Origin of the sequence: Streptomyces tailanensis, assembly GCF_008386495.1 — a bacterium.
Taxonomy (GTDB): Bacteria; Actinomycetota; Actinomycetes; order Streptomycetales; family Streptomycetaceae; genus Streptomyces; species Streptomyces tailanensis.
This window is the reverse complement of sequence record NZ_VTHJ01000033.1, coordinates 29080-53107: the sequence shown is the minus strand read 5'-3', so window position 1 is coordinate 53107 and position 24028 is coordinate 29080. Positions and strand designations below refer to the sequence as shown.

Annotated in this window: 17 protein-coding genes, 1 tRNA gene and 3 pseudogenes; 10 read left to right on the top strand and 11 right to left on the bottom strand. The window is 69.6% G+C overall.

Going from position 1 to position 24028, the window contains the following annotated elements; translation table 11 throughout:
- The 4 genes and pseudogenes from F3T56_RS48150 to F3T56_RS25320 all read left to right on the top strand — a co-directional run.
- Positions 1-572, top strand: a pseudogene (locus F3T56_RS48150) (DEAD/DEAH box helicase); the annotation flags it as partial.
- A 139-nt stretch (positions 573-711) separates the two neighbouring features.
- Entirely contained in the window at positions 712-2286 is a 1575-nt protein-coding gene (locus F3T56_RS25330; RefSeq protein ID WP_246203834.1) for an amino acid permease, read from the top strand.
- Positions 2287-2450: 164 nt separating this feature from the next.
- A tRNA-Lys gene (locus F3T56_RS25325) sits at positions 2451-2523 on the top strand.
- Positions 2524-2843: 320 nt separating this feature from the next.
- Positions 2844-3089 carry a helix-turn-helix domain-containing protein gene (locus F3T56_RS25320; RefSeq protein WP_246203832.1) on the top strand — a complete coding sequence of 82 codons (246 nt, stop codon included), beginning with the start codon at positions 2844-2846 and terminating at the stop codon, positions 3087-3089.
- Between the two features lie 277 nt (positions 3090-3366).
- Here F3T56_RS25320 and F3T56_RS25315 read toward each other — a convergent pair whose 3' ends face one another.
- The 8 genes from F3T56_RS25315 to F3T56_RS25275 all read right to left on the bottom strand — a co-directional run bounded on the left by F3T56_RS25315 (position 3367) and on the right by F3T56_RS25275 (position 12087).
- The gene (locus F3T56_RS25315; protein ID WP_149827677.1) at positions 3367-3591 is read right to left on the bottom strand and encodes a hypothetical protein; all 225 of its coding nucleotides are present in this window, start codon (positions 3589-3591) and stop codon (positions 3367-3369) included.
- 178 nt (positions 3592-3769) lie between these two features.
- A complete protein-coding gene (locus F3T56_RS25305; RefSeq protein ID WP_149827675.1) occupies positions 3770-4072 on the bottom strand; it encodes a hypothetical protein in 303 nt (100 codons plus the stop codon).
- Positions 4073-4186: 114 nt separating this feature from the next.
- Positions 4187-4864: a hypothetical protein gene (locus tag F3T56_RS25300; RefSeq protein WP_246203830.1), complete on the bottom strand. Its 678-nt coding sequence runs from the start codon at positions 4862-4864 to the stop codon at positions 4187-4189.
- A gap of 446 nt (positions 4865-5310) precedes the next feature.
- Positions 5311-6282: a formylglycine-generating enzyme family protein gene (locus F3T56_RS25295; protein ID WP_149827674.1), complete on the bottom strand. Its 972-nt coding sequence runs from the start codon at positions 6280-6282 to the stop codon at positions 5311-5313.
- On the bottom strand, positions 6279-7001 hold the full coding sequence (ribA, locus tag F3T56_RS25290) for a GTP cyclohydrolase II RibA (protein WP_149827673.1): 723 nt from the start codon (positions 6999-7001) through the stop codon (positions 6279-6281). The genes F3T56_RS25295 and ribA overlap by 4 nt, the downstream gene beginning before the upstream one ends.
- A complete protein-coding gene (locus F3T56_RS25285; protein ID WP_149827672.1) occupies positions 6998-8875 on the bottom strand; it encodes a WD40 repeat domain-containing protein in 1878 nt (625 codons plus the stop codon). The genes ribA and F3T56_RS25285 overlap by 4 nt, the downstream gene beginning before the upstream one ends.
- A 29-nt stretch (positions 8876-8904) precedes the next feature.
- On the bottom strand, positions 8905-10176 hold the full coding sequence (locus F3T56_RS25280) for an MFS transporter (protein WP_149827671.1): 1272 nt from the start codon (positions 10174-10176) through the stop codon (positions 8905-8907).
- Positions 10177-10188: 12 nt separating this feature from the next.
- The gene (locus F3T56_RS25275) at positions 10189-12087 is read right to left on the bottom strand and encodes a WD40 repeat domain-containing protein (RefSeq protein WP_216373007.1); all 1899 of its coding nucleotides are present in this window, start codon (positions 12085-12087) and stop codon (positions 10189-10191) included.
- Between the two features lie 502 nt (positions 12088-12589).
- Between F3T56_RS25275 and F3T56_RS25270 the strand changes: the two genes are divergently transcribed.
- Positions 12590-13333, top strand: a complete 744-nt coding sequence (locus F3T56_RS25270; protein ID WP_281291901.1) for a flavin reductase family protein — start codon at positions 12590-12592, stop codon at positions 13331-13333.
- Entirely contained in the window at positions 13333-14208 is an 876-nt protein-coding gene (locus F3T56_RS25265) for a carbon-nitrogen hydrolase family protein (RefSeq protein WP_149827668.1), read from the top strand. Before F3T56_RS25270 ends, F3T56_RS25265 begins: the two co-directional genes overlap by 1 nt.
- A gap of 266 nt (positions 14209-14474) precedes the next feature.
- Here the strand turns inward: F3T56_RS25265 and F3T56_RS49790 are convergent.
- A pseudogene (locus F3T56_RS49790) lies at positions 14475-15112 on the bottom strand (site-specific integrase); the annotation flags it as partial.
- A gap of 113 nt (positions 15113-15225) precedes the next feature.
- Between F3T56_RS49790 and F3T56_RS50130 the strand changes: the two are divergent.
- The 3 genes and pseudogenes from F3T56_RS50130 to F3T56_RS46365 form a co-directional block, all read left to right on the top strand.
- A pseudogene (locus tag F3T56_RS50130) lies at positions 15226-15372 on the top strand (tetratricopeptide repeat protein); the annotation flags it as partial.
- Between the two features lie 370 nt (positions 15373-15742).
- Positions 15743-19501, top strand: a complete 3759-nt coding sequence (locus F3T56_RS25255; protein ID WP_149827667.1) for an nSTAND1 domain-containing NTPase — start codon at positions 15743-15745, stop codon at positions 19499-19501.
- Between the two features lie 311 nt (positions 19502-19812).
- Entirely contained in the window at positions 19813-20142 is a 330-nt protein-coding gene (locus F3T56_RS46365) for a hypothetical protein (RefSeq protein WP_172639129.1), read from the top strand.
- 304 nt (positions 20143-20446) lie between these two features.
- Here the strand turns inward: F3T56_RS46365 and F3T56_RS46360 are convergent, their stop codons facing one another.
- Together F3T56_RS46360 and F3T56_RS25240 are read right to left on the bottom strand one after the other, a co-directional pair.
- The gene (locus F3T56_RS46360; RefSeq protein WP_172639128.1) at positions 20447-20683 is read right to left on the bottom strand and encodes a hypothetical protein; all 237 of its coding nucleotides are present in this window, start codon (positions 20681-20683) and stop codon (positions 20447-20449) included.
- Between the two features lie 352 nt (positions 20684-21035).
- Positions 21036-21725, bottom strand: coding sequence for an acyltransferase family protein (locus tag F3T56_RS25240; RefSeq protein ID WP_149827665.1), 690 nt, complete (start codon positions 21723-21725; stop codon positions 21036-21038).
- Positions 21726-21883: 158 nt separating this feature from the next.
- On the opposite strand from F3T56_RS25240, the gene F3T56_RS25235 reads away from it, so the two are divergent.
- Entirely contained in the window at positions 21884-24019 is a 2136-nt protein-coding gene (locus tag F3T56_RS25235; protein WP_149827664.1) for an outer membrane protein assembly factor BamB family protein, read from the top strand.
- Positions 24020-24028 lie beyond the last annotated feature (9 nt).

Here is a 24028-nt window from a genome sequence, read left to right as displayed (position 1 = left end):
ACCGTCGGGATGACCGTGGCGGGCGTACGTTCGAGCGCCGGGACGACCGTGGCGGCTTCAACCGGGACCGTGACCGGGACCGCGGCGGGGACCGTGGTGGGTTCCGTCGGGACGACCGTCGGGATGACCGTGGTGGCCGTACCTTCGAGCGTCGCGATGACCGCGGTGGGTTCAACCGGGACAGCCGGGACAACCGTGACCGTGGCGAGCGTGGTGGGTTCCGTCGCGATGACCGTCGGGATGACCGTGGCGGGCGTACGTTCGAGCGCCGGGACGACCGTGGCGGCTTCAACCGGGACAACCGGGAGAGCCGGGACAACCGTGACCGTGGGTTCGACCGTGACCGTGGTGGGCGTTCCTTCGACCGCCGTGACGACCGTGGCGGCCACCGCGGCAGCGACCGTCCGTTCAACCGTGACCGTCAGGGCGACCGTCCGGGCTTCCGCTCCGGCGGCCACGAGCGCCCGTACGGCCGTCGTGACGACCACCGCGGCACCGGCACCGGCTCCGGCACCGGCACCGGCTCCTTCGGGCGCCGCGAGGACAAGCCGCGCTGGAAGCGCAACGGCTGACGCCGACTGACTGGCTGACAGGGAAGGGCCCGTACGACTTCGGTCGTACGGGCCCTTCCGGCTGTGGTGACGCGCCGGAGTTGTTTTCCGGCCATGGTGTGGCGCATGTCACGCACCTGGTGAGGGAATTGCTGGGGGCATGACAGATGACGACATAGCCCGTGGGGCGCCCGGGGCCTCGGCCCCGGTCTCGGTGTCGGTTCCGGTGTCTGACGAGGAACGGCTGGCCCAGCTGGGCTACACGCAGGTCCTCGCCCGCCGCATGTCCGCGTTCTCGAACTACGCGGTCTCCTTCACGATCATCTCGGTGCTGTCCGGCTGTATGACGCTGTACCTCTTCGGCATGAACACCGGCGGGCCCGCAGTGATGACCTGGGGCTGGGTCGCGGTGGGCCTGATGACCCTCTTCGTGGGCCTGGCCATGGCCGAGATCTGTTCGGCGTATCCGACCTCGGCGGGCCTGTACTTCTGGGCGCACCGGCTGGCGCCGGAGCGGAGCGCGGCGGCCTGGGCGTGGTTCACGGGCTGGTTCAACGTGCTCGGGCAGGTCGCGGTGACCGCCGGTATCGACTTCGGCGCGGCGTCGTTCCTGGCCGCGTATCTGAACCTCGAATTCGGCTTCGAGGTGACCCCCGGCCGGACGATCCTCCTCTTCGCCGCGATCCTGCTGCTGCACGGCCTGCTGAACACGTTCGGCGTACGCATCGTCGGCCTCCTCAACAGCATCAGCGTGTGGTGGCACGTGGTCGGCGTCGTGGTGATCGTCGGCGCGCTCGCGATCGTCCCCGACAGCCATCAGTCGGCGTCGTTCGTGTTCGGGGAGTTCGTCAACAACACGGGCTGGGGCAGCGGGGTGTACGTCGTCCTGCTGGGCCTGCTGATGGCGCAGTACACCTTCACCGGGTACGACGCCTCGGCCCACATGACCGAGGAGACCCACGACGCGTCGACGGCCGGCCCTCAGGGCATCGTGCGCTCGATCTGGACGTCCTGGGTCGCGGGACTGGTCCTCCTGCTGGGCTTCACCTTCGCGATCCAGTCGTACGACGGTGCCCTCGGCTCGGCGACCGGCGTGCCGCCCGCGCAGATCCTGATGGACGCGCTCGGCGCGACGGCGGGCAAGCTGCTGCTCCTCGTCATCATCGGCGCGCAGCTGTTCTGCGGCATGGCGTCCGTGACGGCCAACAGCCGCATGATCTACGCCTTCTCGCGCGACGGGGCCCTGCCGTTCTCCCACGTCTGGCACACGGTCAGCCCCCGTACGCGCACCCCCGTGGCGGCGGTCTGGCTGGCGGCGGGCGGCGCGCTGGTGCTCGGACTCCCGTACCTGATCAACGTCACGGCGTACGCGGCCGTGACGTCCATCGCCGTCATCGGCCTCTACATCGCCTACGTCATCCCGACCCTGCTACGGCTCCGCAAGGGCGACGCCTTCGAACGGGGACCCTGGCACCTCGGCCGCTGGTCCCGGACGGTGGGCGTCGTGTCGGTCGCGTGGGTCCTCACGATCACCGTCCTCTTCATGCTCCCCCAGCTCTCCCCGGTCACCTGGGAAACCTTCAACTACGCCCCCATCGCCGTCCTCGTCGTCCTCGGCTTCGCCGCCGCCTGGTGGACCATCTCGGCCCGCCATTGGTTCCTCAACCCCGAACACGAGCGGAACGTGGCCCGGGAGGCGGCCCGGAAGGGGGCGGCGGAGCCGGTTGATCCGTAGGCGATCCGTAGGGCAGGGGGCGCCATTTCGCTCTTCTCCCGCCGATCTTCCGCCCGTTCTGTTCTGCGGCGGACCTTTTTGCGGCCCTCCGACGCGGCCGGGTCACCGATACCGGATCGGACTCCCGGCCGCGTCCGGCTATGCTCGGGGAGGCAACATCGCCTGGGCCCTTAGCTCAATTGGCAGAGCAGTGGACTTTTAATCCATTGGTTGTGGGTTCGAGTCCCACAGGGCCTACGGAAGAGCCCCCAGCTCAGAGGTACTTAGAGCTGGGGGCTCAGTCGTTTTCGTATCGTCTCGTGCCGTTCTGCTGGCCCGCTGCTGGCCCGAAATCCTGGCGACGACGAGCACGGGCGGCCACCCGTGAGGGTGACCGCCCGGCCCGCCTCCAGCGTCCTGTCCGGGGTCTCGCGACCCCAACGCCTTCGGCGGGCTCATCCCGCTACCGGATCGCGTGTTCGGCTTCCCGTAGCGGGGGTCCATGTCGGCTTGCGCCGATTCCTTGATCACAAAATGCCTGGTAAACCTGGCTGACTAAAAATCACCGTACGCCCAGCGTGTATCGGGTGCATGCGCCGCCCGATGACGATGACTGGCTCCTGGACCAGCTCCGTGGCATCGGCGCCCGCATCAGGGCCGAGCGCCTCCACCAGAACTTGACCCAAGAGCGCCTGCACCTAGCCTCTGGCGTCAGCCGCTGGACCCTCCAGGAGATCGAGGCCGGCCGCAGCAATCCCACCGCCGCGACCCTGCTACGGCTCTCCCGGGCCCTGGGTGTGCCACTCTCGGATCTCGTGCGGTGACCCGCCGCTGCGGGGGACAGCGGCGGGTCACCTGGCCGCCCACCCCTCGCAGAAAAAGGGGCAACCCTTGGGCGGTCTCACCCCGGCGCCGGAAACTCCAGTAAACGGCGCCAGGGGAGCTTTTAGCGGCCTATCCCCGACGGGGCAGTCTGGCGTGGCACTGGCGTGCAGGGGCGCCGGTGTAGGCGGACGTTGGGTGCGGCGCCTGACGCTGAGTCGGGGGCGAGCTCGTCGTAGGGCTCGCCGGGGTTGATGCGTTTGTGGCAGCGGTCGCAGGTCACGTTGTTCCCCCGGGGAGTGGTGGTGTGTCGGTCAGGCCGTTGATGTACGCGCATGTCGGGCAGGCCCAGACTTCGATGCTGAGGTCGTGGGCGCCGGACGATCCTTGGGCTCTGCCTGTGCTGACGGCGCCGGTGGTGAGCCGCTTGCCGCACCAGACGCAGTCCCAGCCGGAGTACTGGCCGTAGGTGAGGCTGGTGGCAGCGGGGAGCGGGGTGCTCATGTCGCACGCTCCGTCAGCGGTGTGAGGCCGTACTGCTCGCGGCAGCGGGCGCAGGCGTAGAGGAGGCCGCCGTTAGGGCCTGACGCTGCTCCGTCGTGGACGCGGACGAGGAATGCGGTGTCGCTCAGGCCGTCGTGCCATGAGCACCAGACGGGGCGGCGCCTGCGCTGAGGGCCCTTCACCGCGCGTGCTCCCGCACCAGCTGCCGCAGCGCGGACGCGGTCTGGCAGGTGCCCGGCTCCTCGACACACGTCTCGCACATGCCGATGTGGGAGCGGTCAGCGGCCCGTATGCATGCGGTGCAGCAGCGCGGGAACCAGTGCTCGGGTTCGCGGCGCTCGCCGAGGTCGACGGCAGACTCGGCGGTGAGGGGGGTGTCGCACCAGCAGCAGTGGCCGCCGCGGACCTGGTCGGCGTTGAGTTTCGCCGGGTCGGGCAGCGCCAGGGCGTCGGCTCTGAGGTCCTCTCTCAGGCTGGTCATGCTGCTCCCCGCGTCAGTGATCGTTGTGCTACTGACGGTAGGTGCGGCTGGTGGTGGGAGGGGGTAGGGTTCCTACCCCCTCACCAAGGGGTAGGGTTCCTACCTCTTAGATGATCAAGCAGGTACGCCGAGGTCCCGCGCCAACTCCAGCGCGTCCTGACGCACCATCCGCGGCCCCGACTTCACCAGCTCCGGCAGCGCGCTCCTCGTGTGCAGGTTGAAGCGGATCGTCTCCGACGACTCCCGCTTCGCCTTCCCCAATAGGGACACGGCGGCAACGCTCTCGCCGAGCATGTTGTGGGCCCGCGCCGTTTCGATCAGGTGGTACGAGCGGCGGGTCGCCGACGGGATCTGGTCGAGGTCGAGGGCCTCCGCCACCTCCAGCGCCTTGGCGGGCTGCATGAGGTCGTTGTGGATGGTGATCGCGTACCCGTCGACGATGCCCCTGCCGAAGATCAGCCAAGGGTGTGCGTAGGCGTCGCCCAACGTGCGAGCAGCGGAGTCGGCCTTGTCCCAGTACCGCCACGTGTCCCCGGTCTGCCCGGTCTTGGCGTACGACAGGGCGACGGCGAGGTACAGGACGCCTCGGCGGGCAATGTGCTCTGGGTCTTCCCGGCCGGTGAGGAGCGCGGCGGCCTGCTCGGCGAGTTCGACACGGGCCTCGGCGGCTTCGCCGGCGTCGCGGTGGACGTGGTTCATGTACCAGATACTCAGCACGCCGCGCGGGCCCTCGAAGGGGCAGACCGCCGGCGGGCGGCCGTCGCCCTCGCCGAGACCTACCACCTCGCCCAACTCTTCCTGAGCTTCCAGCCTGCACCCAGAGCCAGCCGGCACCGGCCTCGCCGGTACTTACCGTGATGATCCGATTCAGCCGCTGATTGGCACGTAGCAGCGCTTCGCGTCGTGTGCTGCGACGTCGAAACTCGGGGGCACGCGGACCATGGAAGGTGTATCCCTGGGGCATGAGCACGCGCAGCCACGTATCCATCGAGTACCTCTCGCCATGCACGGGCGATCTCCCACAGGACGGCCTGATGGAATTCGGTCCGCTGCGGGCGCTATCCGCTCTGTGTCCCCGCTGACCGTGGCGCCGCCATGTAGCGGCCCTGTCTTTCTGGGGGAGCACCAACGACCAGAAGCGCCCGTTCTTCCAGATCCTGGGACAGCAGGCCCGCAACTGAGTAGTAGGCGACGCGATCGAGGACCGGGACAAACGCTGAATGCGCCCTCGGCGGGGATCATGATGGCCGCTCGCCGGACACCAAACGGAACCCCACGGGGTAGAGAGGGCCGGGGAAGGCACCGTGCCGTCGCCGGGTCCGGGCCAGGTCGCCGAAGCGGCAGAAACTGCCGCCTCGGGCGACGCGGTACGTACCCATGGTCTGCACCAGATGGTCGTCCACGAATGGGCCGCCCGGGTACGGCGTGTAGCTGTCGGACACGTACTCCTCGACGTTGCCGCCCATGTCGTGGGCGCCGAAAGGAGACCGGCCCGTCGGGAAGGCGCCCACGGGTGTGGTGGTGTGGACGCCGCTCTCGCGGGTGTTGGCCGCGTCGGCATCGAACTCGTCGCCCCAGGGGAACTCGCGGCCCTCGGGGCCCTTGGCGGCGTACTCCCACTCCGCCTCGGTGGGCAGCCGCCACGGATGGCCAGTCGCGGAACTGAGCCAGGCCGCGTAGTAGTCGGCGTCCTCGGCCTGAACCCCGGCCACCGGATGGTTGGCGCGGTCCCAGGGATAGGCCCCCAAGTGCCAGGTGGTGGGCCGGCTCTCGTGGCCGGTCTCCCGCAGGAACCGCACGTACTCGCTGTTGGTGACCGGATACACGGCGAGCCAGAACTCGGCGAGGTCCACGGTATGCGGCGGGGTCTCCTTGGCGATCCAGTCCTCCTCGACGCCTACGTGTGACCAGGCGCGCGTGACCGGTCCCACTTGGCTCGCAGGCAGGCCGATCGTGGCAGCGACCGCCGGGACACGTACGGTGTCCGGTACGGGCCCGATGCGGGGGTCGCCGATCAGACCGAGCAGGGTCCCTGCGGCCAGCCGGCCCGCGAGGGGAACGTCCGGATCTCCCACGGTGGCCACGAGGTTCGCCGGGTCGGCTCCGGAGATGTTGTGGATGCCGTGCCCGGGGCCGGGCACGCGTCCGGACGCCGCGAGGTCGGCGTGCTCCTTGAAGTGGGGCGAGTGAGCCACATCGGCCAGTCTCACAGCTGTGTCTCCTCTGCGTCGGACGGGGCGTCGGCCATCCGGTCGACCAGCCCGCTCAGCAGATGGCCGCCGATGCGCGCCTTCGCCTCCAGGTAGCGGATGTTCTCGCGGGTGACGTGCACCCCGGTGGGGACGACCTTCTCAACGTCCACGCCCAGGGTCCGGAGCTGGTTCACCTTGTCGGGATTGTTGGTCAGCAGCCGCACCCGGGAGAAGCCGAGGGCCAGGAGCATGGCTGCCGCAGCGGCGTAGTCGCGCTCGTCGGCGCCGCGCCCCAGGCGCCGGTTGGCCTCGAAGGTGTCGATGTCCTGATCCTGGAGCAGATACGCGTCGAGCTTGTTGTAGAGGCCGATGCCGCGGCCCTCTTGCCGCAGGTAGACCACTGCACCACCCTCGGCCGCGATGCGCTCGAGCGCTTCGTCGAGTTGAGGGCCGCAGTCGCACCGGGCCGAGCCGAAGACATCCCCGGTCAGGCACTCACTGTGCAGGCGCACCAGAGGGGTGGCGGCCGTGGTGAGGGACGCGGCACCAGGGGGTGGCGGCACGACACACACCAGGTGCTCGGCGCCATCGGGCAGTCCTCTGAAGGTCACCAACTCAGCACGGCGTCCGGCGGCCCGGCGCAGGACGATACCCACCCTCGCCCGGAGGACCACCGTGCTCTCCAAAGGCGTGCCAGGAGTTTGCGCGAGCGTGCCGGAGGTCGTCAGGCCCGTCATGCGGCCACCGCCAGAAGCTCGTTGAGACGGATCGAGGAAAGCACGCCCACCGCGCCTTGGGCCCCCGGGGCGCGGCCCACCACGGCGATCCGGCCGTCCCAGCCCGCGACCACGACGCGGTCGCTGTCCCAGGCGAACATGCAGGACAGCCCCTGTCCGAACTCGTCGACGACACGGCCGGAGGCGAGCGTCGCAGCGCTGTCCGACCAGTCGATCTCCCAGGCGTACAGGCCGAAGTCGTAGGAGCCTGCCAGCACCACGGGGCTGTCCGGGCAGCCGAGGAGACCAACACATTTGACGGACTCATCGGGGCCGAGCAAGGTCTGGATGTCGGCGGCGCGGTCTTGGCGGAGCGGAGCGCTGAGGTCGTCCTGCCGCCCGGTCACCAGGCGGCCCACTTTCACAGTGTGGTCGCGGGACGCGCTGGCCACGATGGATCCGTCAAGCTGGGCGACGGCGTTGACCAGGTTGCCGTGCTCCCACAGGGTCACGCGGTCGCCGTACACGCCGGACGCCACGGTGCGGTCGGTCGCCGCCGACAGAAAGCCTGGGCGTCCGAGGGAGGCGAGGGACTTGACCGATCCGCCGTGGGCCTCCTGGCTGTCGATCACTTCGAGCGTGTCGGGGTCGAGCGCGACCAGTTCACCGTTGTAGGTGCCGGCCACGAGGACGTCGCCGTCCAGGCACAGGGAGGGAACGGGCGCACCGAGTGGCTCCCCCACCGTGCGCACCCCGTTGTCCGGTCCGCCGACCCAGCTGATGACCCTGCCGTCGTAGGTCCCGGCGTAGATGACATCACCCCGTACGGCCAAGGAGAGGACGGGGCCGTCAGCGACTTGGTGAACCTGCGGGGGTGCTCCCGGATCGTCGGGGTTGAGGGCCACGACCGCGCCGGAGTCGCAGCCGACGAGGAGCTGCTCGCCCCTGCGGGCGAGCGCGTTGGGGCCGTGTGTGGGGGTCGTAGGCGCGTACAGTTCCCTGCCGTCCTCCAAGGCGAGCAGGTGGGGTCCGCCCCAGAAGCTTCCCGCGGCGACGACGCCACCGGCCGTAGACACGGACCTGGGCCAGATCCGTGGATCGGCGACCTGACGCAGCTGCTTTCCTGAGCGGTCGTAGAAATGCAGGCCGCCTTCGTAGGCACCGATGACGAGCGACTCGCCGTCGGTGGACCACTCGACACTGCGCGCCGCCGACCGGGACACCTGGAGGGAGGCGAGGGTCTCCAACTCGCTGGAGAGCAGCTCGACTGTGCCGTCGTCCCGGGCGACCGCCAGGACCGTGCCGTCGTGCGACCAGGAGCAGCCCTCGATGGACGAGGCGTAGCGGCGGGTGGCGGGACTCGCGTTCCCGTCGGGAGCCGTCACTGATACGAGGCCGTCCTCGCCCACTGTGGCGACCAGGCCCTGGGTGCTCACCGACACCATCATGCAGTGCGCGGTGTGCGAGCCGATCTCGGACAGGAAGGCTCCGGTGGTCGCGTCCCACACCGTGGCGCGGCCGTCCTCCGACACGCAGATGAGCCTGCGGCCGTCCGGCATCCAGGCGACCGAGTTGATGTCGTCGGTGTGCCGGGCCAGGACGGTGACGAGGCTGCTGGCTCCGTCGTCCTCCACACGCCAGACGGCTGCGGTCTTGTCGGCGGATGCGGTGGCGAGCAGTGAGGGGGTGACCGGGTTCCACGCCGAGGAGTTGACCAGGCGCCGGTGTCTGAGCCTGGCCAGGCGGACCGGGCGGGCCGGTGTGCTGGTGTCCCAGACGATCACGGTGCCGTCGTATGAGGCGCTCGCCAGGCGTAAGCCATCGGCACGGAACGTCACGTGGGTGAGGGGGGCTGCATGCCCCGACGGGTTTTCCGGCAGGTCGATCGTACGCATAGTCGATCCCTTGCGCCTTGGGAGCTGGGTTACTGGCTGGTGGCCGTCTGTTCCTCGGGAGTGGCGGCCGGTGGGGCGCCGGTGTCGGTCCACCGGGGCCAGAAGCGGGCCAGGCAGACGAGGGAGAGCGCCGCGGAGGTGCCGAGCATGATCAGGACCGCGGTGCTGCCCCACGCCCCCTGCACCGTCGGAATGAGCATGGGTGCCAGCAGGACGGTGGCACCGCCCATGAGGTTGAACAGGCCCTCGGCCCGCCCCACGAACTCGGACGGCAGATACTTCACGATGATCATCGCGGACACCGCCGTCATGGCCGAGCGCACGGTGAAGAACGCGACCATGCATGCCATGAAACTCCACGCCGAGGGCAGCGCCATCAGGAACAGCGCGCCCGTCATGACGGTGGCGGAGGCGGCCAGGATCACCCGGGGACGGGTCCGCGCACGCGCCGCGATGTAGACGCTGCCGGCCAGGGCCCCCAGGTTGGCGACCGCCTGAGCCGCGCTGACCCCGCTGGCCGCGATGTGCCAGTGGTCGCGCAGGTACCACACCATGAACGAGAGGACGCCGATACCGCTGACGAAATGCAGCGGCAGCGCGGTGAGCTGCACGTACCACACGCGTTTCTCGGCCCTGACGACGCGCCAGCCCTCGACGACCGACCGTGCCAGTCCCGGCCGCTTCTGCCCCGACGTGTGCGTCCGGGCCGGGGGGTGAACGCCGATCAGCCAGACCACGATGGGCGCGAGGAACGTGGCCGCGTTGAACCACATCAGCCCCAGATACCCGACGAGACCGACCCCGGCGGCCACCAGCAGCGGACCGACGATGTTCGACGTCACGAACAGGCTGCTGAGCACGGCCCTCGACCGGGCTGCGTTCTCGGGGAACATGCCCGGTACGCCCGTGATCCAGCCCATCCGGTACATCTCGCCGCCCAGCTGGATCACCGCGGTGAGACCGAACAGCACCCCGACGGAGACATGGTCGGCCAGCACGACCAGGTTGAGCGACACGGCCCCCACGAGCTGCACCAGCAGACCGGGCACGACGAACACACGCGGCCCCCAGCGGTCCACGGCTGCCCCGAGCCACGGGCTGATCAACAGCATGGCCGGTGTGAGCGCCGCCAGCAGCGACATTGTCGCCAGTGAACCTGTCAGCTCGTACACGAACAGCGGGAGACCGACCTTGTAAGCGGCCTCTCCCATGTTGTTGACGAAATTCCCGGACGCGAAGATCACAAAGCGGCGATCCTGCCAGGGAGCCGGTTCCGTTTCGCCCGTTGTAGGTGACGTCATTCGTCCAGTCGATCAGTCGACGGGGGCGCTGTGCCGGTCCAGCGTGTATGCGGCACTCCTGCGGGGCAGCCAGACGTCCTCCAGCTTCGCGAACGTGCCTTCCTCCGCCGGTTTGCTCAGCTGGTAGAGCGACAAAAGCCCGGTGCGACATCCGAGGAGAAGGAACGGCAGGCCCGCACCGTCACGAACGATCTTCAACGCCTTTGGGTAGTCGGGCAGATCCTCCATGAAGCCGACGAAGTCGTTGTCCTCGTAGGTGTACGCGGCCACTTGCATGCCGTACGAGCTGACGCAGACCAGGCCCTCGTTCACGACGGCGTTCTCGGGGGTGTTCGAGAGGAGATCTCTCCACGTTCGTGTTACGCCCTGCCCGATCGCGATCTCCTTGAGACCGCCTTCCCCGACGACGTAGACGAAGCCGTCCTGCGCCCACATGCGTTTGGGGTACTGGCCCTGGTCGAGGCGCCATTTCGGTTCGCTCTGCCCCGGTCCGAAGACGGCGATGACGCCGTTTCGGGTGCCCAGCACAAGGTCGCCGTCCGGCAGGTAGGTGCCCGTCCACACGGGCAAGTCATCCACGCCCAGGGTCGCCAGTGTCTCGCCGGTGTCGGCATCCAGTTCCGTGGCACAGGCGTTGCTCGCGACCAGTGCACGCGAGCCGTCCGGGGAAACCTTGACGGTGTGCACCAGGGCGTCGGGCAGTGGCCTGCTCCACACCAGCTCTCCACCCCGGCGGGAACGGAAGACCCGGCGGTCCCGGCTGATACCGATCCACCCGCCTTCGACGGCGGCGACGCGGCGGGTGAAACCGTAGCCCGTCACATGGTCTTCCAGGATGTGGAGGGTCGGCCCTGTCGCGGCCTGATGGACCTGGACGACCGCTACTCCCGAATCGGTGGCGCAGTACAGCACCGACGGGTCCTCGATCGAGGGCTGAATGTCCCAGACAGCCTGTCGGCGGAATCCCATGCCTTTGACGAATGAGCCATCGGCGGTCAGTTTGACGATCTCACCGTCCTGGCACAGCACAAATACATCGCCGGCCGGGGTCACAGTGATGTCGGAGAGTTGATGAGAGAAGCCCGTGACCGTGTGCTCGATCTTCAGCTCCCGCGAGGAATTGTCGAAGATATGGAGTTCTCCGTCGAACCCACCGGAATACGCCTTGCTGAAGTCCGGTGAGAAGGCAACGAACTCCACGTCGTCGCGGGCGAAGAGAACCTCACCCTCTTTGACGCCGTCCGCCGTGACGACGACAACACCGTTGGCGATATCCGAATTCTCGCCCTCGCCGAAGTCCTGGGTGCACCAGAAGCGGTCATGCAGGGCGTCGTAACGCACCCGGTGGATGTTACCTTCGTCCAACTTCACGTGGTCCGGGAAGTTCAGGTCGGCGAAATTTCCGAACCGCAGGCTTCCCTCTTTGTCTGATATCGCATGGAGCGTCGGGTGTTCGGTGCAAGCCCACTCCATGGGGCTGTGCCCGAACATGCCGGGGCGGACCTCCAAGACATCAAAGGTCTCCAGGTCGATCACCAGCATCTGATGGTGGTAACCGGCCGTGACGAAGACCCGACCATCCCAAACGCCGATGCCCCGGGCGCTGACCGGAGACGGTTCCTCTCCCTCAATCAGGGTGGCGGGATCGCACACTGTCGCCGGATCGAGGCGGTTCACCAGGTCCAGAGTGTCGAGGGACCACCGGAACACCGCCCCCATCCGGTCCCGTCCTATCACCCACCGACCGGCCACCGTCAAGCCGTACAACGGTCGTCCCTGCCGGACTCGGGGGGAGGAACGAACCACTCTCAGTTCCTCATCGAGGAGATGGACCCGACCGAAGGAGTCCGATATCACCAGGCCCTCTCCTTCGACCCAGATGATTCTCATGACGCGATCCGTCAGCTCCATGGACACCCTCCCGGATTGCCTTCACCAAACATACGGGGGATGCATCCCCCATTTCGCTGATCAGTCGGCCCCGGCCCCCATTTACGCGGGCCCGGGCCGACTGGTCGATTACTTGAGGTCGCGCACGTTGCGGCGAATCGGCTTCTTCATCTCGAAACACCCCCTCCCGCTTTCGACGGAACGATCGATGCGCAAGGAAATGATTGCGCAGCACAAAATACTGAGCCGCTTCAACAATGAGCGCAACACCCCATGACGTGACGCACGTCACATCCGTGCATGTTTAGCGGGGAGGTATGCAGACCAACCTGCGAAAATCCGGAAATTGCGCGGCGGAAGAAAGTCGGATGGCGGCACATGGCTAATCTTTGCCCCCGACTTGCAGGGGAACATTAGGATGACGTGCGAGGATGATCGAAGATCATTCTAAATCGGAAATTTCATCCAAATCCATGATGGAGGCGACACCGTGCCCCGGGACATTCCTGCCCAACTCTGGAAAATGGCCACTACAACGGTCGGGCTCGTGTCTGTTCGGCACGGCGACAACGTGAACGTCATGTCGGCCGAATGGGCATACTTCGTCAACAAGGATCCGCTGTACGCGGCTGTCGTACTCAGCCCCCGTGCCACCTCCCGCAAGCTCATCGAGAGCACCGGAGAGTTCAGCCTCACCCTGTGTTCGGAGGACCAGCCAGAAATCGCGGACTTCGCGGGCAGCTTCTCACTGGACACGATCGACAAGACCGCCAGTGAGCTCATCGCGTTCGGTGAGCCGGAGGCCGTCAGCAGCCCCTGGGTCGAGGGCGGCGTGGTGAGCCTGGAGTGCGTACTGCGGGAGACTGTTCCCTTCCCCGTGCACACCATGTACGTCGGCGAAGCAGTGGCCGTCCACCTGCCCGACGGGAACCGTCGCCCGCTGGTAAAGCACGGGGGGATGCACGCCCTGGGCGCACCATTGCGGCGCACAGCCATCGTAGTGACCGCTCAAGTGGTCGCGGATGACGTGCTTCGGGTTGCCGCGACTGGGCCGGCGGTCGACGGAGCCGACGAATGGCGAGTTACCCTGCTGACGTCCGATAGTGAGACCGTCGACTTGGGCTGCCACCCCTCTGCCGAGTACGGGGACTTTCTCGTTGACCTCCCCCTTCCCGTCGAGGCATCGAGACTCACCGGGAGCAGGGTCAAGGTCGAGCGTGACGGGGCAGAGCCCGGTTATGCCCGTCTCGGCGTGACGTTCCGCTGATGACCGGCGACCTGCCCTCCACCGCTCTGCGCGTTGGCGTCCTGCAGGCCAGGGCGAAAACCGGCGACGTGGAGGGCAACGCCCGCCGCGCGGCGGACCTCCTGGACTCGATCGCCGCACCCGGAGTGCGTGTGGCCGTGTTGCCCGAACTCCATCTGTGTGCCTATGACCTGGATGCCCTGGCCGCCGATCAGCATGGCGGCACGGTCGCGGCCGACGGCGCGAACCGTGTGGACGACCTGCGGCTGGAGCCGCTCGTGGACGCCGCGGTGCGCTCGGGCAGGACCGTACTGACGGGGGCGGCTGTCCGCAGAGCCGACGGGGCACTGACCAATTCCGTCCTGATGGTCGACCCGTTGGCCACGGTTTCGGTCGTGTACGACAAGGAGCATCTGTGGCAGCTGGATGAAGCCGCCCTGTTCACTGCGGGCCAGGGGGGTGGTGGCATGGTGCAGGTTGACGACTGGCAACTGGGAGTAGCGATATGTTACGATATGTCATTCCCGGAGCATGCCAGGCAGGCAGCACTCTCCGGCGCACACGCGTACCTCTGTCCGAGCGCTTTCGCCGCTGGAGCTGAGCATCGCGCCGCCGTCTATCTGGCCGCCCGGGCGCTGGAGAACACCGTCTACAGCGTCTTCACCAATCCTGTCGGCGGCCCGTCGAACCGCCCGACCGCCGGTGACAGTGCGGTGTTCGCGCCGGATGGGACCGTCGTCGCCCGCGCCCAGCCCTCCGACAGCGAGCAGACGGTCGTGGTCGAACTCGATCCCGGCCGCATCGAGCGGGTCCGCGGATTTCTGCACATGCTCGCCGAGGAGAAGGCCCTGCGACAGGTTCGGAAATCCAGCGACAGCTCGTCGGTGCCCTACTGACCTGGGACCCGTGCCCTTGCGATGGCGATATACCGCTGGTCACGCAGGGCAATTGCGTGAGCGATGCGTGAGCGGACGGCGCCCCATAGGGCGCCGTGACCTGGACCTTGCATCACACAGCACATGTTCTGACCAGGTGGGTCCGGACACCGGAGAAGCGTCCGGACCCACCCAGCAGAACCCCGCCAGGACTTTTAATCCATTGGTTGTGGGTTCGAGTCCCACAGGGCCTACGGATGCAGGGAGGGGAAACCCCTTCTGACCTGCTACGCAGCGTCCGGGTCAGCTTCGGCCGACTCGGACGCTTCCTCGTTTTCGGCCCTTGCGTGAGCGGATGTGTCCGTGGCCTGCGGATCGGGTGCGGCTTGGGCGGACGAATCAGCAGCTGCCGGACGCGACCTGGGGACCAGCTTCCCCGCCTTCTCGGCGATCTCACGGTCCAGCTCAGGAAACAGACTCGTGTACGTGTCCGAGGACAGCGTGATGGTGGAGTGCCGCAGCGTTTCCTTCACCGCGTGGATGTCGCCGCCGCCTCCGTGCGTGAGCGTCGCGGCGACGTGGCGTAGGTCCCGCAGGGTGATGGGGCAGGTCGGTCGTGGCGAGGATGCGGCGGAAGGTCTCTGAGACTGTCTCCGGGTGGAGCCAGGAGCCGTGTTCCTTCGTGAACACCTTGCCGGTGTCCCGCCAGGTGGTGCCCCACTGCGTGCGCTCCTTCTCCTGGCGGGCTTTGTGGTCGCGCAATTCGGAGATGGTCATGCTGTCGAGCGCGATCGTGTTCGCGCTGCCGTCCGTCTTCGGCTCGGACTCGTAGGTCCCAGCCGTCCACCACGATCTCCTTGGCTGGGGTGATGAGGCCGGTGTCGAGGTCGATCTCGTGCCAGTCCTGGCCGGCCGCTTCGCCGCGGCCAGCTGGTAGCCAACCTGGTAGTAGCGCTGGGCGGCGCCCTCCTGGCCGAGGTCCACGGGGCAGCGCTCCTTCGACGAGGTCGACGCAGTGGTGGGGCTGCTTGAGGCATCCGCGCGTTCGCCGCCGTCGGTGAGAAGCCTGCAGCGGCCCGCGCCCTGCTCGCCGCCGAAGACGCTCTCCTTCGCGACGACGACCCCCGGCCCAGCTACTCCCGTGGCAGCGGCCCCGTCGGCCCCGTCGGCGCCGTCGACTGCCATCTCTGCCTGCTTCACCAGGGCGAACAACGACCCCGCCCACGTTGTGCAGGCCGTTTCCCGTACCGTCGTGCACCGGTATGCCGATGTCGTCGCCGACAGCGGCAGCCCTCGGAGATCGACAGGCCCCCACGGTACGGACTGAGGCGACCCGGTGGGGGTGTGATGTTTTCGTGCACGTTCTCGCCCTGCGGAGTGCAACCCGGACGTTGTGCGGCGCGTCCCATTTGTCAGGTCGACCAGATGACCTGGTGGCGATCGACCGTCCGGCGCCACCTTTACTTCATCTGAACGCCACCCGGCATTTACGCGGCGACTCGTATGGTCATCGCTCCAGATGTCGCTTTCGCCAGGTGTACGGAGGTACGAGCGCATGGGGCGTCCCGAAAGACCCGTGGACCCGGCGGCGGGTCCCATCCAGCGGCTCGCCCATGACCTGCGGGAGCTGCGCAAGGCCGCCGGCAGCCCCTCGTACCGCACGATGGTGAAGACGGCCGGCTTCTCCGCGACGACGCTGTCCCAGGCCGCCGCCGGCGACCGGCTGCCGTCCCTCGCCGTCCTCCAGGGCTATGTGCGCGCCTGCGGGGGCGATCCCGGCGAGTGGGAGGCCCGCTGGAAGGACGCCGAGACCGAGACGTTGGGGGCCACCCGGGAGGACGAGGACGCGCCGCCGCCCTACCGGGGGCTCGCCCGGTTCGAGCCGGCCGACCAGGGGCTGTTCTTCGGCCGGGACCGGCTGGTGGAGGAGCTGCTGGAGCTGGTGTGCGGGCACCGGTTCGCCGCGGTGTTCGGCGCCTCCGGCAGCGGGAAGTCGTCCCTGCTGCGGGCCGGGCTGATACCCCGTCTCCAGAAGGAGATCGCCGACCGGGGCCGCCCGGCGGTGCTGCGGGTGCTGACTCCCGGGCAACGGCCGGCCGCCACGTATGGCCATCTGCTGACCCCGGCCGAGGACGAGCCGGAGAGCTGGGTGGTGGTCGACCAGTTCGAGGAGGTCTTCACGCTGTGCCGGGACCGGGCCGAACGCGCACGGTTCGTCGACCTGCTGCTCGCCGCCCGCGACCCCGGGAGCCGGCTGCGGGTCCTCATCGCCGTACGGGCCGACTTCTACCCCCGCTGCGGTGAGCACCGGGACCTGGCGGACGCGCTGCGTGGTGCCGGGCTGCTGGTCGGGCCGATGACGGCGGACGAGCTGCGGGAGGCGGTCGTCAAGCCGGCGCAGCAGGCCGGGCTTCTGGTGGAGCGGGAGCTGACCGCGCGGATCGTGGAGGAGGTCCTCGACGAGCCCGGCGGGCTGCCGATGCTCTCGCACGCCCTGCTGGAGACCTGGCGGCGCCGCAAGGGCCGGCTGCTGACCCTCGCCGCGTACGAGACTGCGGGCGGCGTGCGCGGCGCCATCGCGGCGAGCGCGGAGGAGGCGTACGGGCAGCTGACCGCACCGCAGGCGGAGGCCGCCCGGAGGCTGCTGCTGCGGATGGTCGAGCCCGGTCAGGGCGCCCCCGACACTCGGCGCCCGCTGAGCCGGGCCGAGCGCGAGGAGTGGGCGTGCCCCCATGTGCCGGTGGTGGTGGAGCGGCTGGCCCGCGCCCGGCTGCTGACCGTCGACGAGGAGGGCGTCCAGCTCGCCCACGAGGCGCTGATCAGCTGCTGGCCGCGGCTGCACGACTGGATCGAGGAGGACCACGAGCGGCTGCGCCACCACCGTCGGCTGACCGAGGCCGTCCGCGCCTGGCTGGAGCACGACCGCGATCCCGGCAGTCTGTACCGGGGCACCCGGCTGTCGCGTGCGACGGAGCTGTTCCCCGACCATGAGCACGACCACGCGCTGACCGTGCCGGAACGCGAGTTCCTCGTCGCCGCGCTGGCGGCCCGCGAGGCGGAACGCGAGGCCGCGGCCCGCTCGACCCGCCGGGCGCGGGCCGGGGTGGGTGTGCTGTCGGCGGTTCTCGCGGTGGCGCTGGTCGCCGGCCTGGTGGCCTGGACGCAAGCCCGGGGCAACCAGCGCCGCCGCACCGACGACGCGGCCCGCCGGATCGCCACCGTCGCGGACGCCCTGCGTACGACCGACCCGCGCACCGCGCAGCTGCTGGGCGTCGCCGCCTGGCGGGTGGCCGAGCTGCCGGAGACCCGGCGGGCTTTGCTGGGCTCGCTCGGCCAGCGGGAACGCGACGCCTTCAGCGACCCGGCATCGGGCGACGGCGCCGTCCGCCGTCTGACGGACTCCGGTCGCACACTGCTCAGCGCCGAGGGACGCACCTGGCGGACCTGGGACGTGGCACGGCACCGGCCGATCGCCTCGGGGCGGCTGCCCGACGGCGGCAGTGTGGTCGACGCGAGTCCGGACGGGCGGCTGCTGGGGATCCAAGGGGCCGGCGGGGACGACGGGGTACGGCTGTGGGACACGGCCGCCGGACGGTGGTTCGGTGACCGGCTGCCGGCCTCGACCCTCGTGGACTTCGCCGAGCGCACGTACGCCGTGGGCCGTGTGGACGACGTCCGGGTGGGGGTGCACTCGGACGCGGACGGAAAGCTGCTGTTGGAGACCGAGTCGGCGAGCATGGCGACGGTGGCCCGGAGCCCCGACGGACGGCTCCTCGCGGTCTGCCCCGCCGCGGACGGCCCCGTGCAGGTGCGCGACATGACGGACCGGAGCACGGTGCACGGGCGCTGGGAACGCGTGGGCGACATCTGCGGCCACGAGCGCTCGCAGCTGGTGCTCGGCGGCGGGCAGCGGCTTGCCGCGGTGACCCCGAGCGGGGTGCGGGTCTGGGACGTCCGGTCGGGGGAGCAACTGGCCGACTTCCCCGACACGAGAGCGGAGTACGTCGCCTTCAGCAGGGACGGGAACTTCCTGGCGACCGCCGACGGGGAGGAAATCAGGGTCTGGCGGCGGGGCGCCGACGCCCCGGTGTTCCGGCACCCCCTCAACAACCAGCACCTGTACGGCGGTCTCGCCTGGGACCCCGAGCGCCCGGTGCTCCGCTACCTGGAGGGCGACACGGTCCACTCCCTGGACGTCGCCGCGGCCGTGACGTCCGCATGGCAGGACGAGCCGCTGGACAAGGTGCTGATCAGCCCCGACGGCCGCACCTTCGCCACCGCGCGCCGTACGGGCGCCTCCTACCGCTTCGAGTTGCGCGAAATCCGCGACGGACGCCTGCTGAAGAGGCTTCCGGCCACGCCGCTTCCCGTCTCCCGAGCCCCTTCCCAGCCGGTACTCCCTCAGAACACGAAACCCCTTCTGGCCTTCGCCCCCGACGGCAGGACGCTCGCGTACGCCGTCTCGGCGCCCGGCAGGCTGGCGGCCCCGCAGCGCCTCACGCTCTGGGACGTCACCCGGGGCCGGGTCCGCACGACGCTGGACCTGGCGACGAGCACGTCGGCCGGAGCGGTGATCACGATCGCCCTCGGCCCGGACGCCCGCACGCTCCAGCTCACCCGCACCCCGGCCATCGGCGAGCTGAGCAACGAGACCTGGGACACAGATCGGCACCGGCGGACGGGGGTCGTCGCGGCCTTGTCGAGCAGCCATCTGGCCGTCCGTCCCGACGGCGCTCTCCTGGTCGGCGACGACCGCACGGCGGCTCTGCCGGCCGGTAAAGCCACGCCGCACAACCTGGTCCAGGGCGACGAGATCGGCGCCCTCGCCTTCGCCCCGGACGGTTCACGGCTGGTGGCCGGAGACCAGACGGGCCGTGTGACCCTCTGGGACGGGAAGCTCCGGCAGCGCGAGGGAACCCTGCCGAACGCCTTCCCCGCACTTCCGGACGCCCTGACCGAAGCGATCACCGGCGACAGCTCCGAGGCCGTCAGCGCCCTCGCCATCAGCCCCGACGGCCGCACGCTGGCCGTGGGCGGCGAGGCGGGCAGCCTCCAGCTGTGGGACATCGCCACCCAGCAGCCGCTCGGCCGCCCGCTCACGACACCGGGCGACGCGATCGTCACGGTCGCCTTCAGCGCCGACAGCGGCACGCTGTACGCGGGAAGCGCGCACGCGCCTCTCCAGCGCTACCCGATCGATCCGTCGACGGCGGCCGGGGCGGTGTGCGCGCGGACGGGAGGGGACGGGCTGACGCGGGCGCAGTGGCGGACCTACGTGCGTGACGTGCCGTACCGCAGGGTGTGCGGTGACTGACCGGGTACGCGGCGGCCGGCTCGTCCGGCATCGCAACGGCGCCGCGCTCTCCCTCGATCTCGCTGCGTCCTGGCTGGCCACGCACCCGGGCGGTCACTGTCTTGTGACGGCTGGGGACGTGTTCCCGGACCACGACTTCGACCGCTGGGCCTGCGATTACGGAGTGGTGTGCGGCGACGGCGGCACCGCTGCCCTGGTCTCCACGGCCCCGGTTCCGGACGCGATCACGGTCCACGCCGTGTTCCACGCCTCGCTCTCCGTTCTGGAGGTGATGCACCGCTGCGGCAAGTCTCCTCGGCCCTGTCCCGGAGATGTATGGAAAGCCCATCGACATACGCCGGGCCAAGCGCGCGTATTTCCGGCAGTACGGCACCGAGGCGTTCGCCTCGCTCAGCCGCGATGTCATCGCCACCGTGATCCGTACGGCCACCGGCCACGGTGATCGGCACCTGCCCGGCTTCTCGCTCGCGGACGCCTACCTGCCCCGCATCGGCAGGGCCGGCTTCGACGCGGAGCGCGGCATCCCCATGGCCCAGGCGGCGCTCGCCTGGGTCCCGCAACGCCCGGCCGTGGTCCTCGAGGAGGAGCTGAACCGCCTGGAGGCGCCGTACGTGCCGCACTCGGTCGTCGAATACGTGTGACCACCGCCCGGATCGCGTGAGCGATGCGTGAGCGGACGGCGCCCCACAGGCCAGTCACGGCCGGACCGCGCGTCACGGTACACCCACTCTGAGCAGTCACTTTCGGACAGTGCATCAGTCCCCGTGACTCTTGAGCACAAGATCACGGGGACTTTTAATCCATTGGTTGTGGGTTCGAGTCCCACAGGGCCTACGGAAGAGCCCCAGTTCAGAGTGCGTCTGGACTGGGGCTCGTGCCGTTTTCGGTCGCCTGAAGATCGTTAGCTGGCCCGCTGCTGGCCCGAGAGATAGACGATCACAGGGCTCAGTCGTGGTTGCCGGAACTTGTCTCAAGCCCCTTTGCCGCCTCGACGAGCGCCAGGGCGCCTTCCAGGTCATCGTCGAAGTCCACGGTCAGGGCGCAGTCGTTCCCCGGCTCCCAGAGCATCGCGACCTCGTGCTTCCTCCGCCGGACGTCGCGCACGAGGATCGCCACGTCATCATCACTGGTGTCATGCAGACCCAGCCTGACCGTGCAGTCGATCTCCTTGTTCAGCCTCATGGCGCCTCCAGAGGGTCGCCCCCTGCGGCCAGTCTGCGCCTCACCCGAATGGCCCGCACATGGAGCGGCCCCGGCCTGGAAACGCGTTCCGGCCGGGGCCCGGTCCCGCCCGCCCCTCAGAGCTTCCGGGGTGCGGGGACGGACGGGAGTCTCAGCCGCGGCGCACCCAGGGCACGCCCACACCTCGGCGTCGAGGACCACGGCACCTGTCCGGCCGCGCGCGATCCCCTGCGACACCGCGCCGACCGTGAGCGGGATGCCGCACCACACGCAGGCCCGGCCCGCCCACCGCTCGGGGGCATACCGACCGCACTGGGAACTCCCTCACGGTCACAGCGGCCGGACGGGGCGGCTACGGCGTCAGCAGGGGCAAGGCGTACGCGCCCGCTGCCAGAGCCGTGTATGCGGCGAGGGTCAGCGGGACGGCCCGCCCGGGACGCCAGGGGCGGGCGGCCAGGCGCTCGACGAGCAGGTAGTGGACGAGCAGCGACAGGAACCAGGTCGCCACGCCCCCGACCAGGAAGAGGGCGAGAGGGCTGAGGCCGGGCTGGCCGCGTCGCAGCAGCCAGAACACAGGGAGGTGCAGCAGAAAGAGGCTGTAGGACATGCGGCCGATCTCGGTGAGCAGGTCGACCGACAGCAGTCGTGCCAGGGGGCCGCGGTCGCCGCAGAGCACTGCCGTCAGCACGGCGGCGCCCAGCACGACCGCGACGACGTACCGGTCCTCGCCCTGCCCGTCGCCGCGAAGGGCGGCCGGCCTCGCCACGGCCGTCGCCGCGGCGAGGCCGCTCACCGCCAGCAGTAGGGAGATCTGCCGGGGCAGCGCGCGACCGCCGCGTTCGGCCAGGTGAACGAGGCAAGCGGCACCGGCACCGGCCGACAGGGCGAGTGCCTGCACGCCGGTGACGGCGCCGATGTCGGACAGCGTCCCGCGGGCCGCGGCGACGGCCGCCGCCCCGGTGAGCAGGACGACGACCGGTGCTACCGCGGCGAGTCGGCGCCGTGCCAGGAGACAGAGGAGTGCCAGCAGAAGTGACGACATGCTCCGACGATGCGACGAACCCGGTGACGGGAACCTCCGCCCCCGTTTGTCGCGTCCGAGGGCACAGTGATGGTGCGGATTGTGTGCCTGCCGGACATCATGGACGGGACGGACATCGGGGGAGCGGTAGGCGGCCTCCGGCGGGGGCGGGGAGGCCCATGTCACAGGCGTTGGAAAGCAGCGACCCGCGGCAGGTGGGGCCGTACCGGATCGTGGGGCGCCTCGGAGCCGGTGGGATGGGGCGGGTCTATCTGGGGCGGTCGCCGGGTGGGCGGGCGGTCGCCGTGAAGGTCATCCGGCCCGAGATGACCGACGATCCGCAGTTCCGTCAGCGGTTCGCCCGGGAGGCGGCGGCCGCGCGGGCCATCAGCGGGGCGTTCACCGCGGCGGTCGTCGACGCGGATCCGTACGGGGACCCGCCGTGGCTCGCCACCGTCCATGTCGCGGGCATCTCGCTCGACGACACCATCGCACGGCACGGGCCGCTGCCCGAGTCCTCGGTCGTCGCGCTGGGCGCCGGCCTGAGCGAGGCGCTGCAGGCCATCCATGCCGCGGGTCTCGTCCACCGGGACCTGAAGCCGTCCAATGTGCTGCTGGCCCCCGACGGGCCCAAGGTGATCGACTTCGGTATCGCGATCAGCGCCGGATCGAGTTCGCTGACCCGGAGCGGGGTCGTCGTCGGCACCCCCGCCTTCATGTCGCCCGAACAGTTGACGGGCGGCCGCGCCAGTGCGCCCTCCGATGTGTTCGCCCTCGGTGGCGTACTCGTCTTCGCCGCCACCGGTGGAGGGCCCTTCGGGTCCGGTTCGCTGGCCGGCGTCGCCTATCGCGTGGTCCACGACACGGCCGACCTGTCCGCCGTCCCCGCAGGTCTACGCCCTCTCCTCGCCCGTTGCCTCGACAAGGACCCGGCGCTGCGGCCTACGGTCGCGGAGTTGCTCGCCGAGTTCGCCCACCGGATCCCGCCGTCGCAACTGCCGTCGCCTGGCACGGCGTACGGCGAGGACACGGCCACGCTCGCCTTGGGCGGCGGCGCCTGGCTGCCCGCACCGGTCGCCGCCTCGGTACGGCGCGCCGAGGAGAACGGGCCACATACACGGGGGCCACATACACGGGGGTCATATACGGAGACCGCCGCAGGTACGCCCACGCCCACACCTCCACCGAGACCCACGCCTCCACCGACGCGTCGCCGCGCACTGATCGCCCTCGCCGGAGCGGGTGCCGTCGCCGCCGTGGGCGCGGGCACCTACCTGCTGGGGCGAGGCAACCAGGACGACCCCGACAAGGGCGCGGACAACGACACCCTCAACGACCCGTCGGGCGTGCCGAGCCCCGGCAGCCCGAGATGGAAGTACGGCACCGGAGGCCCGGTCGCGCCGGCCCTGCTCGCCGCGGGCGGGCTGGTGTACGCCGGCAGCAGGGACGGCACCATGTACGCCCTGGACGCCGAGACCGGTAAGCCGCGTTGGGCGTTCGGCACCGGCAACGGCGTCTACACCTGCCCGGCCGTGGCCGGGGGCGTCGCCTACTTCGGCAGCGCCGACTACCACCTCTACGCCGTCGACGTGAAAACCGGCGACCAGCGCTGGCAGTTCAGCGCCGGCGGAGAGGTCAACTCCTCGCCCGTGGTCGCTGGAGGCGTCGTCTACGTCGGCAGTGACGACGGCAACCTGTACGCCGTCGACGCCCGTTCCGGCGACCGTAAATGGACGTTCGCCGCCCAGGGCCGTATCCGTTCCTCCCCGGTTGTCGCGTGGAACAAGGTCTACGTGGGGAGCGAGGACTCCCGTCTCCACGCCGTCGACGTGGCGACCGGGGAGCCCCGTTGGTCCTTCAAGACGGGCGGCGACGTCAAGTCCTCACCGGCCGTCGCCGACCGGACCGTCTACGTGGGCAGCTACGACGGCAACCTCTACGCCGTCAACTGCGACACCGGCGAACTCCGTTGGACCTTCCGCACCCAGGCCGGCGTGGGCTCCTCGCCTGCGGTGTCCGGCGGAGTCGCCTACGTGGGGAGCGACGACGGCAACCTGTACGCCGTCGACGCCCTGGCCGGCACCCAGAAGTGGAAGTTCACCATCGGCAACGTCGTCTACTCCTCACCGACCGTCCTCGGCGACGCCGTCTACGTCGGCAGCAAGAACGGCAACCTCTACGCCGTACGCACGGACACCGGCCGGTCGATCTGGACCTACCCCACCGGCGCCGACATCCGCTCCTCCCCCGCGGCAGCCGCCGGCACGGTGTACGTGGGCAACGACAGCGGCACGGTGTACGCGGTCAAGAGCTGAACAGGGCGG